This is a genomic window from Synechocystis salina LEGE 00031, from assembly GCF_015207985.1.
Taxonomy (GTDB): Bacteria; Cyanobacteriota; Cyanobacteriia; order Cyanobacteriales; family Microcystaceae; genus Synechocystis; species Synechocystis salina.
In genome coordinates this window covers 24118-40401 of record NZ_JADEVV010000021.1, presented here as the reverse complement: position 1 = coordinate 40401, position 16284 = coordinate 24118, and the positions used below count along the sequence as shown (strand labels likewise).

The following is a 16284-nucleotide window of genomic DNA, read 5'->3' as shown; positions in this document are numbered from 1 at the left end:
GCCCATGTCTAAAGAGGTTGGGGCGGTTGGGATGGGATAGTTAACCCGAGTTCTTCCCCCGGAAAATGCGCTCCCAACCATTACCGTTGTGCAACACTAGTAGCTCCAGAAATTTAGCCCAGTTTAAACTTAGTTTTCCTGACAACTTGCCGCAACATTTTGGTAAAACCGGTGGAGCATTTTAGTTTTGACGAGATTGCAAATAAACATCGGGCTTTTCTCGCTTGAGCAAAAACAGACTGAGGGTTAACCATATAAAGCCCACTCCGTAACCAGCGAGGATATCCGTTGCCCAATGAACCCGACAATACATACTGGCAATGCCAATGAAACCGACCCAAAGGGTTGCACCAAGATAAATGTGCCAACGGTATTGGGGAAAGTGAGCTACCAACAAAAAGGCCAGGTAGAAATAAAACACCACCCCCCCCGCCGCATGGCCACTGGGGAAACTGCGTCCATCCACATCCACTAAACGGGGTAAAGGGCGAGTCCGGTTAAAAAAGGGCTTCAACACTTGGTCAATGAGCAAAAGGATGCCCAGGGTGGCAAAAACTAGATATTTAATCTCGGACCAGTAGCGTTTCCAAGTTAAAAAACCTAGGGTGATGGCAATCATGGTGGCGGTTAGTTCCACCCCCGTACCTTTGTAAACCTTGATCCAAAAAGGGGCCATGGCTTCGGGAATTACCTTATGCAAAAAATCCAAAAAGGCAATGTCAAAGGCAATTTCCTTTAAATCGTTCACTTCCCTAAAATTGTGCCCCAGGGCAATCAACAATCCGACGATCGCCAAGCAGACAAAGAAAGGAACCCGACCGACAATGGTTAACCAGGGAGGCAAAGGAGTATGGGCCGACGACTTCATTGGGCAAGGTTTAAGAAATGACAATTTCTCAGCATAGGGCCATTTGTCGACCGACGGAGATCAACGGCGACGGTGTATGGGCTGGAACAATGATGATAGTTCCATCACCTTAGTTTGTAAGCTCGAACAGGGGTCCGCCCCCCGCTTTAGTTGATACTCCAATTCCAGCAACAGGGGCAGGGTTTTGAGTAATTGTCCGCCGGTAATACCCCGCAGTTCCTTGCGTAAAAAGTATAAACGTTTAGGATTGCTGAGGTCGGCTTGGGCGGCGATCGCCTTATCATCTTTTTCCCCTGCTTCCAAGGCGAGCTTGATTAATGTCCAAGTGCGGAACTGGCCGGTGAGGGTAGCTAAAATCTTTAAAGCCGGTTCGTTATGGGTGAGCAATAAATCCGCCACCAATTGTAATGCCTGGGCCGTTTCCCCATCCCGGATCGCCTGGGCCAATTGCAAACTATTTTGGGTGCTGGTATTGACCAACTCTTCCACCTGGGACACCGTTAAAGGGCCAGGTTGGCTCTCGCTATAGAGTTTGAGCTTGCCCAACTCATTCCAAATCAACCTAGTATCATTACCCAACGCTTCCGCCAAAAAACCTTCCGTTTCCGCCGCCAAGGGCAGTTGCAGATCCCGGGCGATCGCCTGGATTTGATGGATGAGAGCGTCCACATTCCAGGGGGAAATGAGGGCAAATTCCCGGATAGTGGCATTACCTTCCAAACATTTAGTAGATTTCAGGCGGCGATCGAGCTTTTTGCCGGAAGTGAACAGCAGATGGCAGTCGGCGGGGATGGCGGGCAAACTTTTTTGCAGCCTAGTCAGCAGAGCATCATCACAACTCTGTCCCAAGGTGGAATCCACCACCCACACTAGGCGATCGCCATGGCCAAAGGGAGGGGTTAGGGCTTGTTCCAGTCCTCTTTGGGTGGCATCAGCCTGTTCCCCCGGAATTTTCTCAAAATTAAACGCTTCCCATTGGGGGTCTAAACAACGTTTTTGCAGTTGTTTAACCGCTTGGTGCAGGGTAAATTGGTCTTCGCCCCAATAAAAATGAACGGGCATGGCAACATTGCGGAATTTTTATCTAACTCCCCTCAAGCTTTGGCCAGGGAGCTTTTCCAACAAACTTTTAACGACCTTTGAGGGCCTTTTGAAAATTTTTGCGGTAGGAAGGATTGACCAGGAGTAAACCAGGCCAAAGCAAAGCCAGGGAGATGCGGGTTGCCAAGCTACGGTTAAAGTTAGTGTGGCGATAGCCAGAAAGAAAACGCCAGACTCCACCGACGTAGACTACCAACAAAACAAACGAAACTAAATATCCCATAGTGCTTGAGGCGCCGAGAGTAGAAACAATGCCCAAGGGCAAATGCCGTCCTCATTCTAGCAAATTAACCACCAGGAACCGTCAGCCGACAAGGCGATCGCCACTCTTGCCGTCAGAGGAGATGGTAGTTGCTGAGAGTAACTTCAAGAGGTATGAGCCAATTTTGAGATAATCTCGAGGTTGCTTTTCAGCCCTGTCATTTCTATGCTCCTCCCAAATGCCCAAAAAGCTGTGGTCGACATTCGTAAACTCCGTGACTATTGCCTCAATCTAGAGCATGAAGATGGAAAACACAAAGCACGGCTTTTTTTATCAAATTTTGGGATAACCGATGATGATGCCGAAGAATTACGTCAGATTCTACTGGCAGTAGTTCAAAGTAATGAAGTCAAACTGGGAAGAAAAGACGCATTTGGTCAGCGCTACACTTTGGATTTTGACATCGAATGGCAGAATAGAAGTGGAACCCTTCGTAGTGCCTGGATTATCGAGCACGGCTCAGAAGTGCCAAGATTGACGACTTGTTATCCGCTATAGTTCGGTGGAGATAGTTTAATGAATAGTACGGTAAATTTATTGGATGTGGTGGCTTTAACCGTTGATTTACCCCAGTACAATCTGTGGCGAGGGCAGGTGGGAACAGTAGTGGATATCCTAGCAAATGGCACAGCATTTGAAGTCGAATTTAGTGACCGCCATGGGCGGACCTACGAATCTTTAGGATTACGACCAGATCAAATAATAGTTTTACATTTTGAGCCAAAATTACCTGATAAAAAAGCGACAGTAGTTGTGGCATCATAAGGCTCCTGTTGTTAAAAATGGCATCAGTTTTACCCGTCACCGATGCCCATAAATCACTCTATTTAACTATTTAAACGATTGGAATTTCAGATTAGGGGGCTAACCAAGAAAAAGGAGCAAAGGGGATGTTTCTGGCCACCCAGTAAGCCAAAATTGCCTGCAATATGAACCAGATTATTTTGGGGGGAATAAACCAAACCAATAAAGTCCGCCCAGTAATGGTTTTTAGACCATAGGCAACGTAGGAGTAGATCATAAAGGGGAGGGAGATAATCATTAAAGGATTTAGTCCAAAAGCTCCCACCAAATTGCCATGGAGCAGTTGATGCAATGCCCGCAAAGTACCGCAACCAGGACAGTAAAGCCCAGTTAAACTACGAAAGGGACTGGGGGGAAATAACTTCGATGAAGCGGGATCAAAGAGGAAAAGGAGAGTGCCAGCAACAACAATGGTCAGGGTTACCAAAATGAATCCTAAATACTCCTTGGCCTTAGGGGATAGTAATGGAGAGAGGGAATGATTTTTCAAGCTAAACATAGTATTCGTTGATGAATAGTGAACAACAGCAAAGTCAAAAAGTCTAACTTTAATTACTGACCAAAGATGGCGGCAAGCACAGCAAGAACAATATAGATAACGACAAAAATGATGCCGGCACCAAAGGACCACCAACAAAATTTTTTCGCTTCATTGGAAGCTCGCACAGCGCCTTCATAGTCCCCTGAAGCTAAACGGGAATTAACTTCCGATGCTTTGATAATGGCCACAATGCCCAAGGGTAGGCAACAAAATAGGGTCACCAGAATGGATTGTGCCAAATAATTTGGTACATTTTGATTTGTCATATAACAAACTCATCTTTCATTAGACTGGAATATACCAGTCAGGATAGACAGAAATTAGCTTAATGGTTCATTTTGTTGCGTTTTCTTCACAATTTACCGAGATTGGTAGGCTGTGATTAGTTTGACCAATTTTTGTAGGGATGCTTGGCTAAATTTACGTTGTAATAACGGGCATCATTGGTCACTTCTTCGCCAATCCAGGGAGGTAAACTTATTTGTTCATCGGCGTCGGTTAATTCCACTTCCGCCAAAATTAGGCCCTGGTTATCCCCCAAAAATTCGTCCACTTCCCAGGTTTTACCTTGATAATCGAGGCAATAACGATATTTTTCAATCAAGGGCGGTGAGCAAAGCTCCGTCAAAATTTGATTGGCATCCACGGCCGGAATTTCATACTCAAATTCCAAGCGGGTCATGCCGGTATTTTTACCTTTAATGGTGAGATAGGCTTGATCGCCAATGGTCCGAATTCGGACAGTGGTTAGATCCTGGGTGGCAATGTAACCCTGACGGTATAAATAACCCTGGGCCAGACTCCGCCAACGGTCATCTTCAACGAGAAATTTACGTTCAATTTCGACGGCCATAACCTCCCCCTCCCGGTGTTTTAATTATTAGGCGATCGCCAGGGACCACATCCACCTGGGCACAACCATCTAACCGTAACTCATCCCCAGAATGACGCAGTAGCCAATTTTCCCCCACTGCCCCCGGTTCACCCCCGGCCAAACCAAAGGGAGCCACCCGCCGCCGATTGGCCAAAATGGCCACCGATAGAGACTGACGAAATTGAAACTGGCGCACGATGCCATTACCACCGGAGAATTGTCCCCCACCACCGCTGTGGGAGCGAATGGCAAACTGTTCTAATAACACAGGAAAACGACTTTCTAAAATTTCCGGGTCAGTCAAGCGGGAATTGGTCATGTGGGTTTGCACAGCGTCACAACCGGCAAAACTAGGACCAGCCCCACTGCCCCCAGCAATAGTTTCATAGTATTGGTATTGTCCATCGCCGAAGGTGAGATTATTCATGGTGCCCTGGCTAGCGGCCAGACATCCCAACGCTCCGTATAACGTGTCGGCGATCGCCTGGGATGTTTCCACATTACCGGCCACCACCGCCGCTGGGTATTGGGGATCGAGGAGGCAACCGGGGGGAATAATAATCTTCAACGGTTTGAGACAACCAGCATTGAGGGGAATAGGTTCCTGGACGAGGGTGCGAAAAACGTATAAAACCACCGCTTGCACCACCGCCTTGGGCGTGTTGAAATTATGATTGCCCTGGGGAGAAGTGCCAGAAAAATCAATGGTGACAGTACCTTGGGAAACGTTAACTGTGATAGCCACCGCAATGCGAATACCATTGTCCATTTCCGTCATAAATTGACCAGACTTTAACTTGGCGATCGCCTGGGTTACGGCTTGTTGGGCATTGTTTTGCACATGGAGCATATATTGCTGCACGGTGTTTAAGCCATACTGGGCCACCATATTTTCTAAACCCATTATCCCCCGCTGATTGGCGGCAATTTGGGCAGAAAAGTCAGCTAAATTTTGCTCAATATTACGGGCGGGGTAGGGACTATCTAATAAATGGGCTCGAATAGCTTCTGTTTGGAACTCTCCCCCTTTAACTAATAACTCGTTGTCAAATAAAATGCCTTCTTGGTTAATATTTTGACTGTGGGGCGGCATGGAACCAGGGGTAATTCCTCCCAAATCCGCTTGGTGTCCGCGGGAGGCAACGTAAAATAAAATTTCCTTGCCAGTCGAGTCAAACAGAGGCGTTATTACCGTCACATCCGGTAAGTGGGTACCACCGTTATAGGGATCATTGGAGAGATACACATCCCCCGGTTGCAATTGCTGACGGCGATCGCGCAGAAGCGCTTTAACACTTTCTCCCATGGAGCCCAAATGGACAGGAATATGGGGGGCATTAGCAACCAAATCTCCGTGGGAATCGAAAATGGCACAGGAAAAATCAAGGCGTTCTTTAATGTTTACTGAACTGGCAGTATTTTGCAGGACAATGCCCATTTCTTCAGCAATGAATTGATAAAGATTTTTGAATATTTCTAGCCGCACTGGATCGACTGGAGTCCCATTACTATTTCCCTCATTGCGAGTGTTTAGATTAATTTTAAATTCATTTTGACCATTAATTAAATCATCCCCATCTTCTGTGTTATTAGCTATTTTTTCCAACATTAAATGGCAGGGTTGGGGTTCCCCTGGTTTTGCTAATCCCAACTGGGCTTGCCAACCCGGATCAATCACAATGGTGCCGGTGCCTTCCACAATCATGGCTGGCCCTGTGATTACCTGTCTCGGTTCCAACTGCTGGCGTTGATACACAGGAATAGAATGCCATTGGCGATCGCCATAGAAATCCACCATTTCCACAGCCTGGGCCGGCTTTGTTGCGGAAGTTAAACAGGGCTCTGGGGGCAAATCTAGCGGTTGGATATACTCTAAACTAATGGAAGCAATGGTGAGGGGAGTACCCGTTTGACTAAAACCATAACGTCGCTGATGCTGATGGGTGAATTGTTCCGTTAAACTGGCTAAATCTTGGCAAAAATCGAGACTTAATGTGGTGTCAGTGCCCTGGTATTTCAGGTCGATTTGACGATGTATGGTGGGCGAATAATTAGGATTTTGTTCGTCATTATTGCTATTGTGATCAGTGGTGAAAGTCCCAGCCAACTGTATTTCTAAGGTTTGATAACGGGCGAGTAAATTACTTAGGTTTTCCGCTGTTAAAGGTTGCTCAATGGTCATGGCCCGGAGGGCCCTCTGTTCAGCTAAACCCATGCCATAGGCTGAAAGTACACCGCTGTAGGGATGGAGAAAAATTTTGCTAATGCCCAGGCGATCGCCTAATCGACAAACCAGTTGCCCCCCTGCTCCCCCAAAGCAACAAAGGGTGTAATTTTCTAAGTCATAGCCCCGTTGTAAGCTAATTTTTTTAATGGCATTGGCCATATTTTCCACGGCGATCGCCAGAAAACCATCTGCCACTTCCACCGGGGTAGGTTGAGATGCGGTGGATTGGGCAATTTGGGTGGCTAAATCGGTGAATTTTTTTTGAACAATATCAATATCTAAGGGTTGGTTTCCTTGCGGGCCAAACACAGGGGGAAAATAGTTTTTTTGCAATCTTCCCACCATCACATTGGCATCGGTCACTGTTAGCGCCCCACCCCGACGGTAACAGACTGGACCAGGGTTTGCCCCCGCAGAATCGGGCCCCACTTGGTATCTTTGTCCGTCAAATTTTAAAATGGAACCGCCCCCCGCCGCCACTGTATGGATGGCTAAGCTTGGTACGCGCAAACGGACTCCGGCAATTTCCGTTTCCCACAATCGTTCATAAGTGCCATTAAAATGGGCGACATCGGTGGAGGTTCCCCCCATGTCAAAGGTAATAATATGGCGAAAACCTGCTCGCTGGGAAGTTTTGACCGCGCCAACAATGCCCCCGGCTGGCCCAGACAGGATACTATCCCGCCCCTGGAAATGACTACTATCTACCAGGCCCCCATGGGATTGCATAAACTGTACTGTTATCCCTGGTAATTGCCCCTGCACTTGGTCAACGTAACGCCGGAGCAGAGGGGAAAGGTAGGCGTCAACTACGGTGGTATCGCCTCGATAAATGTATTTAATTAGGGGGCTAACTTCAGAAGAACGGGAAATTTGAGTAAAGCCAATTTTTTGGGCAATTTCAGCAATGATTAATTCATGGTCAGGATAGCGATAACTGTGCATTAAGGCGATCGCCACACTGCGAATTCCTTGGTCGTAAGCCTGTTGTAAGTCCTGGTTAATTTGATGCTGGTCTAGGGGGTGTAAAATTTCTCCTTGGGCATCAATTCTTTCCACCGCTTCAATGACTTCGCTATAGAGCCGACTAGGCTTTTTAATCTCCAGGGCAAAAATGTCAGGTCGATGCTGATAGGCGATCGCCAACCCGTCCCGGAATCCTTGGGTCATTACCAAAACTACGGGGTCCCCTTTGCGCTCCAGTAGGGCATTAGTGGCCACAGTGGTACCCATTTTTACCAAGCTAACTTTTTCTGGGGTAATGGGGTCAGTGGTTACTAAACCTAAAATGGTGCGGATGCCATGGATGACTGCATCGTTATAAAGTTCAGGATTTTCTGATAATAATTTAAATAAAATTACCGTTTCTTTTGTGGGTAGGGCAAATACGCTAAATCGTCCATCTTGAGCGCATTGCTGGGCCAACTTTTCATCTTTGGTAATGGCAACAATATCGGTAAACGTTCCGCCCCGGTCCACAAAAAATTTGGTCATGTTGAACTTGATTGGAGGGCAATAATCTGTGGCTAACCATGGCTGGCCAGACCAAGACTGAATCGTCTGGCCATGTTTCTTAAGTCAGATAGACTAATTTTCCCTGGCAATGACCCAAATCGCATGGACGAGGCCAAGGATGTATAGCCCAAAAATGGTTAGCAGTAGGTTAATCCAAAAGTCTTTGCCAATGCCCACCTGTAAGAAAACCCCCAGGGGCGGCAAAAGAATCGCGCAAATGATTTTAACAATGTCCATTAGTTCACTCCAATGTGTTTTGATAACCAGGATTGTTTGAGGGCCCAACGGCAAAGACAGGCAGAAGTGTCCCATGAACTATGCTATCCCATCCCCCCATGTTGACAAAGTTGGGTTTATAAATACTAGCAAAGTTAAGGTAAATATCTCGGCGTTGCCGTATCTCGTCCATTCCTATCTACGGCGATCGCCCCGTAAGGAGTTTAACGAAAGTTAATCAAACAGTTCTAAAGGAATGGGATCCTTTAGCGAAAACTAGGGTAATATTTTTGTAAGTTTGTCGGTATGAGCTAACGGTGCAGCCATGGGAACTATTTTCAAGCTGAGAAGACTGCCTTTTGTCTATAGTTTATCTTTGCTGACCATGGGCTCTATTATGCCCCCGGCCTTGGCCGATTATTCGGTGATCGCCCAGGGAGTGAGGGGCTGGGGCTGGGCCAGCGGCCATTCAACGATGGAGAAAGCCAGACAAGCTGCCATTCGTAACTGTCGAGGTATGTCGAGGTAATGGTGGTGGAAGTTGTTCTGTTTCTACGGCTGAACGAGACTCCTGGTATTTTGTGGGTGGTTACTGTGATGGTATGCCCTACACAGCGGCTTCTAAGCATAACTGGGATGTTGCGGCCGGCGTTTTGAGAAATAAAGGTAAAAAAGATCGAAATTATGACTGTTATATTGAAGCTGAAAAATAAGTTAGGCTTTTTTAAATAAGTTAAGTAAGTTGAGTTTAAATTTCAGTATTTTAAGTGTTTTTATTTCAAATAGGTAAACAACATGAATGCTCAACTTCTCAACCGCTATGAAATTGTCAGATCTCTTGGTTCAGGAGGATTTGGAGAAACTTTTTTAGCTAAAGATACTCAGATTCCTTCTCAAAAGCTAGTCGTGGTAAAGCGACTAAAACCGGCCACTGCTAGCAGTAACACCTCCACAGAGCTAATTCAAAAGCTGTTTGAGAAAGAGTCTTCAGTATTAGAAGATTTAGGAGAACACAATGGGCAAATCCCAAAATTATACAGTTATTTCTCAACTAATGATGAATTTTACTTAGTCCAAGAATATATTCAAGGAGTAAGTCTAAGTGAAATTGCTCCCATTAATTCAGAACAAGCGAAAACCATTCTTTCTTCTCTTTTAACCACCCTCAAATATATCCATAGTAAAGGTATTATTCACCGAGATATTAAGCCAGAAAATATTATTTTGCGGGATAGTGATCATTTGCCTGTTCTAATTGATTTTGGTGCAGTTAAAGAAACCATGGGAGCTGTTTCTCTCAGTTCTGGTTCTACTGTTAGCTCTGTAGTTATTGGCACTAGGGGATTTATGGCTCCAGAACAAAGTGCAGGGCGTTCTGTTTTCAGCACCGATCTTTATGCTTTAGGATTAACAATTATTTACGCTCTCACCAAAAAATTACCTGTTGAATTTGCCACTAGTCAATTGACTGGAGAATTAGATTGGCAGAGCCATGTACCCGACATAAATCAACAGTTGACCGGAGTACTAAACAAGGCCATTCAAATGGAGCCTAGCCGTCGATATCCGACCGCAGATGCTATGTACCAAGATCTGCATTCTTTAGCAAGTTTTGGAGCTGAAACAGTGCCTCCAATGGAAACTGTTCGAGTAACACCTAGTAATGAATTTTTGACTTCCAATAGTTCGAGTTTTAACTCAGCAACCAGGGTATCTACACCAATCAGTTCTGAAAAAAGTAGTGAAAAAAGTAAATCAAAAATTGCGACGCTATTAACTATTTTAATCGGTATAATTGTTGTATCAGCTGGCTTGGGTGGAGGATTTGTTATAACTCAGCAAATTAAGGAAGCTGAAGCCAGAGCAGCCCAAGCTGAAAAAGAAAAACAAGAGGCTGAACAAAAACGTATAGAAGCAGAGCAGAAAATAGCTGAGGAAGAAAAACGTCAAAAAGAGTTGGAAGCTCAACGTATTGAACAGGAACGCCAACAACTAACGGCAGAAGCAAATCGAGCTAAGCAAGAAAGACAACGTTTGGCTGCAGAAAGACAAAGAGTTCAAGCTTTAGCCAATCAAGCAAGGGCTATGGCTGGCGGTGCTAGTGCAACTATCGGGGGAATCCCTGGGTCCAAAAATATTCGTTCTGGTCCTGGAACAAATTATGGCGTTGTCACCCAAGGTTATACAGGTGATGGACTCGACATTTTAGATAGTAGTACGGATTCCGGTGGTCATGTTTGGTACAAAGTTTATCACTATGGTTCAGGAGCAACAGGTTGGATGGCCAGTCAACTAGTAAACTTCTAGATTTGGTTCTAAGGAAAATGCTAAAATTCTTAAAGAATAATTTTCAGTTGGTGAATTTTTTCGTTGCCGCCCTATTAGTGGGAATGTTGTATGGATGGTGGTATTTGCCTAATTCTAAACATTTATCCGTCAATGAAGAGAGTGCAATCCATAATCAAGAAAAAATTGCGGTTAACAACTCCCTTGAAAATAGGGAGCTTTCTTCTCTCCCGGTTCCCACTCCGAGTCCAACTAACCTGGAACCATTAATAACTGGAGTACCTGAAACCCAGGCTAGTCCTCTACTACCGGAACTTCCATCAGATTATGAACAATTATCTCCACCAGTGCAACAACAAATATTAGAAGAAATCCCTAATAATGTTGCTGTTAAAACTAATTTAGGCCATTATCCGTTTTCCGAAAATACCCAGCAAAGATTAGTGAAAGTTGGTGAATATTACGGTCGCAGTGAATCCCTAGACCAAGAAGCAGCCACTGCTTTTAAAAGAATGCAGGCTGATGCCCAAGTTCAAGGAGTAAGATTGACGATTATTTCTGGATTTCGTTCCATTGCATCCCAGGATGCTTTATTTCAAAATCAAATTAAAAGAAAAGGTGGAAAAGAAGCAGCAGCAAGGTTTAGTGCTCCCCCTGGGCATAGTGAACATCACACTGGCTATGCCTTGGATATTGGAGACGGTGCTAATCCGGCTAATGATTTGAAAATAAGTTTTGAAAATACATCTGCCTATCAATGGCTAGTTAGAAATGCTAATAAGTATGGCTTTGAGCTTTCTTTTCCGCCTGGTAATAGTCAAGGGGTAAGCTATGAACCATGGCATTGGCGCTACGTCAATTCACCACGAGCAAACCAAATTTTTATGGCAGCTCGAAGTGGCATTTAATATGGATAATTTCTTATATGAATATCTTGCTTCTCAATAGGCAAAAATGCAGAAATAATAAAACCATAACAACAACAGAGAAATGACAAAAACTTAGTTTATATTCGATATGAAACAACGAATACAAGTGAGTAAAAGTTATGAACGTTAATGTGTTTCAATGAATCAAAATAATAGACCATATATTGTTGTAACTAATCAAGGTCAATCATTACCTCCCTTTGAGTTAACTAAAAGCAAACATATCCTTGGTCGTGATTGCCAATTTGCTGACTTGCTCGTTCCCCCTGATTGGGGCGTTATCAGTCGTTGCCAAGCAACCTTAGTAGAAAAACAAGGCAATTACATTATCTATGACGGTGATGGCGTTAATCCCAGTAGTAATAAGCTGTTTATTAATCATCATTTAATCGCCCATGATATTGGCTACCCCTTACAAAATGGGGACATTATTAAAGTTGGTCAAAACATTAATATTCTCATTACCCTTAAATATTTTAACTCCCATAGTCTGAGTAATGTTAATCAAGCATCCTTGTCATCAATTAATTTGCAACAAAAATCCGTGGTTATCGGCCGGGATGAAACTGCTAACTTACAACTGCTTTCTCCCGCGGTTTCTCGTAAGCATGCCGTGCTAGATTATTTAGAACCTAGCACTTATCTTTTATATGATTACAGCACCAATGGTGTTTATGTTAACGGGACTAAAGTTAACGGAAAAATTATAATTAATACTGCCGCTACTATTAAAATTTTACCCTACACCCTACTATTACAAAACAATCAGTTATTCATTGCCGACACTGGGGATAATATTCGCCTAGACGCCCGCAATATAGTCCGCACGGTAAAGGGTAATGGTAACGAGCAAATCACCCTGCTAAACCAAATTTCTTTACCCATTGAACCAGGTCAACTAGTCGCCCTAGTGGGAGGTAGTGGTGCAGGCAAATCAACTTTTATGCGAACCTTACTAGGCATTGAACCTACCACCACTGGCACCGTTTATCTGAATGGGGAAGATTTGAGAAATAACTTTAATTTGTATCGAAATCAGATTGGTTATGTGCCCCAAAAAGATATTATCCATAATTCCTTGACCGTGGTGGAAGCTCTACGGTATGCGGCGAAATTAAGGCTGCCTCAAGATGCTGATATTGACGAAATTATTGAAAAAACTCTAGGGCAAATTGAAATGCAGGAACGTCGCCATGTTTTAGTGAAAAACTTAAGCGGCGGTCAACTCAAACGAGTATCCATTGGCGTGGAATTACTGGTAGATCCAAAGTTATTTTTCCTCGATGAACCCACCTCTGGCTTAGATCCAGGTCTAGACAAAAAGATGATGCAACTCCTGCGAAAATTGGCAGATCAAGGGCGCACCATTGTGTTAGTAACCCACGCCACCGGCAATATTAATCTGTGCGATCGCCTGGTATTTTTAGGTCAGGGGGGTAATCTGTGTTATTTCGGCACTTTTAGTGACGCTTGCCAGTTTTTTAATCTCCGTAATGGCGATTTTGCTGAGGTTTATATTCAATTGGATAACCAAACCGCGGTGATCCACACAACTCAACGATATCGCTGGTCTAGCTATCAACACCAATACATTGACCAACGGTTAGGAGTGAGTGATTCTAGCGTTATTGCTCCCAAACCCAGCCCCCCTAGGGTATCTCCCCTCCGCCAAGCTTGGATTCTTTGTCAAAGATACGGGCAAATTATGGCTAGAGATCCGGTTAACGTGGGCATTGCCATTGCCACTGCTCCCATTGGCATTTTATTAATTGACTTGGCGATCGCCGTTAGGGAACCATTTATTCTGGGCAGTGAAGCAGACCCCAAACTTGCCCCCCTAGCCCAAACCGTACTGTTGGTATTCAGTTGTGCTGCCATCTGGGTGGGTCTGGCCGGTTCCCTTCAGGAAATAGTCAAAGAAAACGATATTTATAGCCGAGAAAGATTGGTTAACCTGAACCTATTTGCCTACATCGCCTCTAAGGTGACAGTACTGTCGGGGTTGGCTTTTCTGCAAACCCTAGCCATGGTGGCAGTTATTCTCATGGCTTTTGGCCATCCTCCAGCGACCCTGTTACCGTGGGGTCTAGGCCTGACAATAACAACCTATCTGACCCTCTTTAGTGCCCTGTGTCTAGGCCTTATGGTCTCTACCTTTGCTAAAAGTGAAACCCAGGCTAACACCGCCTTACCAATTTTATTATTGCCCCAAATCATTTTTTCTGGTGTACTGTTCCAAATTAAAGGGGTGAGTCAGTATCTTTCCTGGTTAACAGTCAGTCGTTGGTCCATTGGTGCCTATGGCACGTTATTGGACATCAATGGTCTTGTACCAGAACCGATTATTTTCCCCGACGACAAAGTTATGGAATCTGCCTTTAAAACTAATCCCGTTTACGATCCCAGTTGGGGCAATCTATTGATTAATTGGCAAGTTCTCTTGCTCCAGGGATTTTTGTGCCTAGCAATCATCTTCCTGCTTAAAAAACGTCAGGACATCATTTAAAACTTTATTGAACTTGTACAGGAATAGCGAATCGGGATGACAGGATTTGAACCTGCGACATCCTGCTCCCAAAGCAGGCGCGCTACCAAGCTGCGCTACATCCCGTAGTTTAACCCCTCCAATCTTAGGATAGATTTCCCCAGATCGCCAGGGGTTAGTCGGGCGGATATCACCCCAGGGCTTCTGCTGATGTGGTTAAATGGTTATAGCGAGCTAGGGCAATGAGGGGAAAATATTGGCGGTAGTAGTGATAGCGGATATAAAAATGACAAGGGAAGCCGGTGCCCGTAAATTCTGCCTCTTCCCAGGTGCCTTTGGCGGTTTGTCCCTGGACGAGAAAAGCCACACTCCCCTCGATCGCCGTGGTTAGTTTGGCATCTTGCCCGAGGCTAGGTAAATATTTGAGGGCATCTAACAAACCAATTAAAGCCCAGGCGGTTTGGGACGCAGTGCTGTTGCCTTTGCCCTTTAACTGCTTATTTCTATAGCTTTCACAGGTTTCTCCCCAACCCCCATCTGCATTTTGACAGCTCAATAACCAGGCGATCGCCGCTTTAATTTGGGGGGCAAAACGTTGGGCATCGTAAATAGCCAGAGCAGATAGGGCCCCACTGGTGCCATAGAGATAATTCACCCCCCAGCGGCCAAACCAACTACCATCCTGTTCCTGTTCTTGAAGCAAGTAGGCTAAACCCCTTTCTACTCCTTGAGAGTCCATGGTCAAACCACAGGCCCCAAGCATTTCAATCACCCGGGCGGTAATGTCGGCGGTGCTGGGGTCAATCATAGCCCTCAAATCCCCGTAGGGTAATTGATTAAGCCAGTCTTGGTCATTGTCAATGTCAAAGGCGGCCCAGCCTCCGGTTTTGCACTGCATGGTGGCTACCCATTGCAAAGCTTTATCAATTGCCCCCTGTTTTCTAGCTTCATCTGGGATGGTAATACCCTGTAAAGCCATCATCACCACGCAGGTATCGTCAATATCAGGGTAGAAATTATTATCAAATTCAAAGGCCCAGGCCCCCGGTTTACCCTGGGGATTTTTGATTTGCCAATCGCCGTAGGTGAGAATTTGCTTATCCAGCAACCACTGCCCTGCTTTAACTAGGGCGGGATGATCCTTACCCAGATCCGCCTCCGCCAAGGCCCGCACCACCCAGGCCGTATCCCACACCGGGGAAACACAGGCTTGGATAGAATAGCTATCTTCCGTTTCCACGGCAAAATTGTCGATCGCCGCTATGCCCCGCTGTACATAGGGATCATGGAGGTCATAGCCCAAAACTTTCAACGCTAGTAAAGAATTGAGCATGGCCGGAATAATGCCACCCCAATCGCCACTGACTTCTTGCCGTTCTAAAATCCACTTTTCCGCTAGGGCCAAACCCTGTTCCCGTAAGGGCACCACTTTGACCTGTTCTTGCAACTTAAACAGGCTATCCAAACCAATGAAAATATCCCAAATAGTGCCACTCTCCGGCAATTTGTACTGGACGTTTTCCACCCCTTCCGCATAGAGTTCGTCCACCCGTAGGCCTTGGGCAATGTCGTACACCGGCTTTTGGTCACAGACAATCATCAACGGCACCGTACTGGAGCGGGCCCAACTGGACATTTCGTAAATATTAAAGAAAAAATTATTGGGCAAAAGCATGACCCAAGGGGGAATGGAAGGGGTGCCCCGCCAGTCATAGCAACCAATTAAGGCCAGGTGCATTTTGGTGAAAATGCGGGATTTGCTAATGCCGCCCCGGCCAACAATGAAATTTTTCGCTTTGAGCAAGGCTGGATCTGTAGCTGGAACGCCCAAAATCCGCAGGGCTGTGTAGGCCTCCACACTGGTGCTCAGTTCACCGCCATCGCCATAGTACAATTCCCAACCACCATGGTCCCGTTGTTGTTGGAGCAAATAACTTTTCGCCTTCTCCAGGGGTCTTTGGGCTGCTGTGCCCCAAATTTTATGTAGTATGACCACTTCCGCCGTGATGGTAACGTTAGATTCCAACTCAGACCACCAGTAACCATCGGGGTATTGTTCCGACAGCAAGAAGTCCCGACTAGCGGCGATCGCCTGGCGCACTTGTTCGGTGCTGGGACAGGGGACGGAGGGGAAAACGGCAATAACCATGGACAAAGTTGTAAATTTTTCTTTACA

The 16284-nt window shown here is 45.5% G+C and carries 15 protein-coding genes and 1 tRNA gene; 6 read left to right on the top strand and 10 right to left on the bottom strand.

Annotated features, from left to right (window positions below):
• Positions 1–181 precede the first annotated feature (181 nt).
• The 3 genes from IQ217_RS09060 to IQ217_RS09050 form a co-directional block, all read right to left on the bottom strand.
• Positions 182–868, bottom strand: a complete 687-nt coding sequence (locus tag IQ217_RS09060; RefSeq protein ID WP_228016825.1) for a phosphatase PAP2 family protein — start codon at positions 866–868, stop codon at positions 182–184.
• A gap of 60 nt (positions 869–928) precedes the next feature.
• Positions 929–1930 (bottom strand): DNA polymerase III subunit delta, encoded by a 1002-nt coding sequence (holA, locus tag IQ217_RS09055; RefSeq protein WP_194019699.1) that lies wholly within the window; start codon positions 1928–1930, stop codon positions 929–931.
• Between the two features lie 67 nt (positions 1931–1997).
• A complete protein-coding gene (locus IQ217_RS09050; RefSeq protein ID WP_010873717.1) occupies positions 1998–2192 on the bottom strand; it encodes a hypothetical protein in 195 nt (64 codons plus the stop codon).
• A gap of 204 nt (positions 2193–2396) precedes the next feature.
• Here IQ217_RS09050 and IQ217_RS09045 point away from each other — a divergent pair, with 204 nt between their 5' ends.
• Both IQ217_RS09045 and IQ217_RS09040 read left to right on the top strand, forming a co-directional pair.
• A complete protein-coding gene (locus IQ217_RS09045) occupies positions 2397–2729 on the top strand; it encodes a DUF6883 domain-containing protein (RefSeq protein ID WP_190599286.1) in 333 nt (110 codons plus the stop codon).
• 18 nt (positions 2730–2747) lie between these two features.
• The gene (locus IQ217_RS09040; RefSeq protein WP_194019698.1) at positions 2748–2996 is read left to right on the top strand and encodes a DUF4926 domain-containing protein; all 249 of its coding nucleotides are present in this window, start codon (positions 2748–2750) and stop codon (positions 2994–2996) included.
• 91 nt (positions 2997–3087) lie between these two features.
• Here IQ217_RS09040 and IQ217_RS09035 read toward each other — a convergent pair whose 3' ends face one another.
• The 5 genes from IQ217_RS09035 to IQ217_RS09015 all read right to left on the bottom strand — a co-directional run bounded on the left by IQ217_RS09035 (position 3088) and on the right by IQ217_RS09015 (position 8429).
• Positions 3088–3534 (bottom strand): DUF2752 domain-containing protein, encoded by a 447-nt coding sequence (locus IQ217_RS09035; RefSeq protein ID WP_194019697.1) that lies wholly within the window; start codon positions 3532–3534, stop codon positions 3088–3090.
• A gap of 53 nt (positions 3535–3587) precedes the next feature.
• Positions 3588–3842 (bottom strand): CD225/dispanin family protein, encoded by a 255-nt coding sequence (locus IQ217_RS09030; RefSeq protein ID WP_190599289.1) that lies wholly within the window; start codon positions 3840–3842, stop codon positions 3588–3590.
• A 116-nt stretch (positions 3843–3958) separates the two neighbouring features.
• A complete protein-coding gene (locus IQ217_RS09025; protein ID WP_194019696.1) occupies positions 3959–4429 on the bottom strand; it encodes a CYTH domain-containing protein in 471 nt (156 codons plus the stop codon).
• On the bottom strand, positions 4413–8171 hold the full coding sequence (locus IQ217_RS09020; protein WP_194019695.1) for a hydantoinase B/oxoprolinase family protein: 3759 nt from the start codon (positions 8169–8171) through the stop codon (positions 4413–4415). Before IQ217_RS09020 ends, IQ217_RS09025 begins: the two co-directional genes overlap by 17 nt.
• A 93-nt stretch (positions 8172–8264) precedes the next feature.
• Complete coding sequence (locus IQ217_RS09015) at positions 8265–8429, bottom strand: YqaE/Pmp3 family membrane protein (RefSeq protein ID WP_038530201.1); 165 nt, start codon at positions 8427–8429, stop codon at positions 8265–8267.
• A gap of 304 nt (positions 8430–8733) precedes the next feature.
• On the opposite strand from IQ217_RS09015, the gene IQ217_RS18905 reads away from it, so the two are divergent.
• From IQ217_RS18905 to IQ217_RS08995, 4 genes are all read left to right on the top strand, one after another.
• Positions 8734–8937, top strand: coding sequence for a hypothetical protein (locus IQ217_RS18905; protein ID WP_228023990.1), 204 nt, complete (start codon positions 8734–8736; stop codon positions 8935–8937).
• 266 nt (positions 8938–9203) lie between these two features.
• Positions 9204–10715 carry a fatty acid biosynthesis serine/threonine-protein kinase SpkD gene (gene spkD / locus IQ217_RS09005; RefSeq protein ID WP_194019694.1) on the top strand — a complete coding sequence of 504 codons (1512 nt, stop codon included), beginning with the start codon at positions 9204–9206 and terminating at the stop codon, positions 10713–10715.
• A 17-nt stretch (positions 10716–10732) separates the two neighbouring features.
• A complete protein-coding gene (locus tag IQ217_RS09000; protein WP_228023991.1) occupies positions 10733–11602 on the top strand; it encodes a M15 family metallopeptidase in 870 nt (289 codons plus the stop codon).
• Positions 11603–11762: 160 nt separating this feature from the next.
• Entirely contained in the window at positions 11763–14129 is a 2367-nt protein-coding gene (locus IQ217_RS08995) for an ATP-binding cassette domain-containing protein (RefSeq protein WP_194019692.1), read from the top strand.
• Between the two features lie 31 nt (positions 14130–14160).
• Here the strand turns inward: IQ217_RS08995 and IQ217_RS08990 are convergent.
• Positions 14161–14234 (bottom strand) — tRNA-Pro (locus tag IQ217_RS08990).
• Positions 14235–14298: 64 nt separating this feature from the next.
• Positions 14299–16257 (bottom strand): squalene--hopene cyclase, encoded by a 1959-nt coding sequence (shc, locus tag IQ217_RS08985; protein ID WP_194019691.1) that lies wholly within the window; start codon positions 16255–16257, stop codon positions 14299–14301.
• Positions 16258–16284 lie beyond the last annotated feature (27 nt).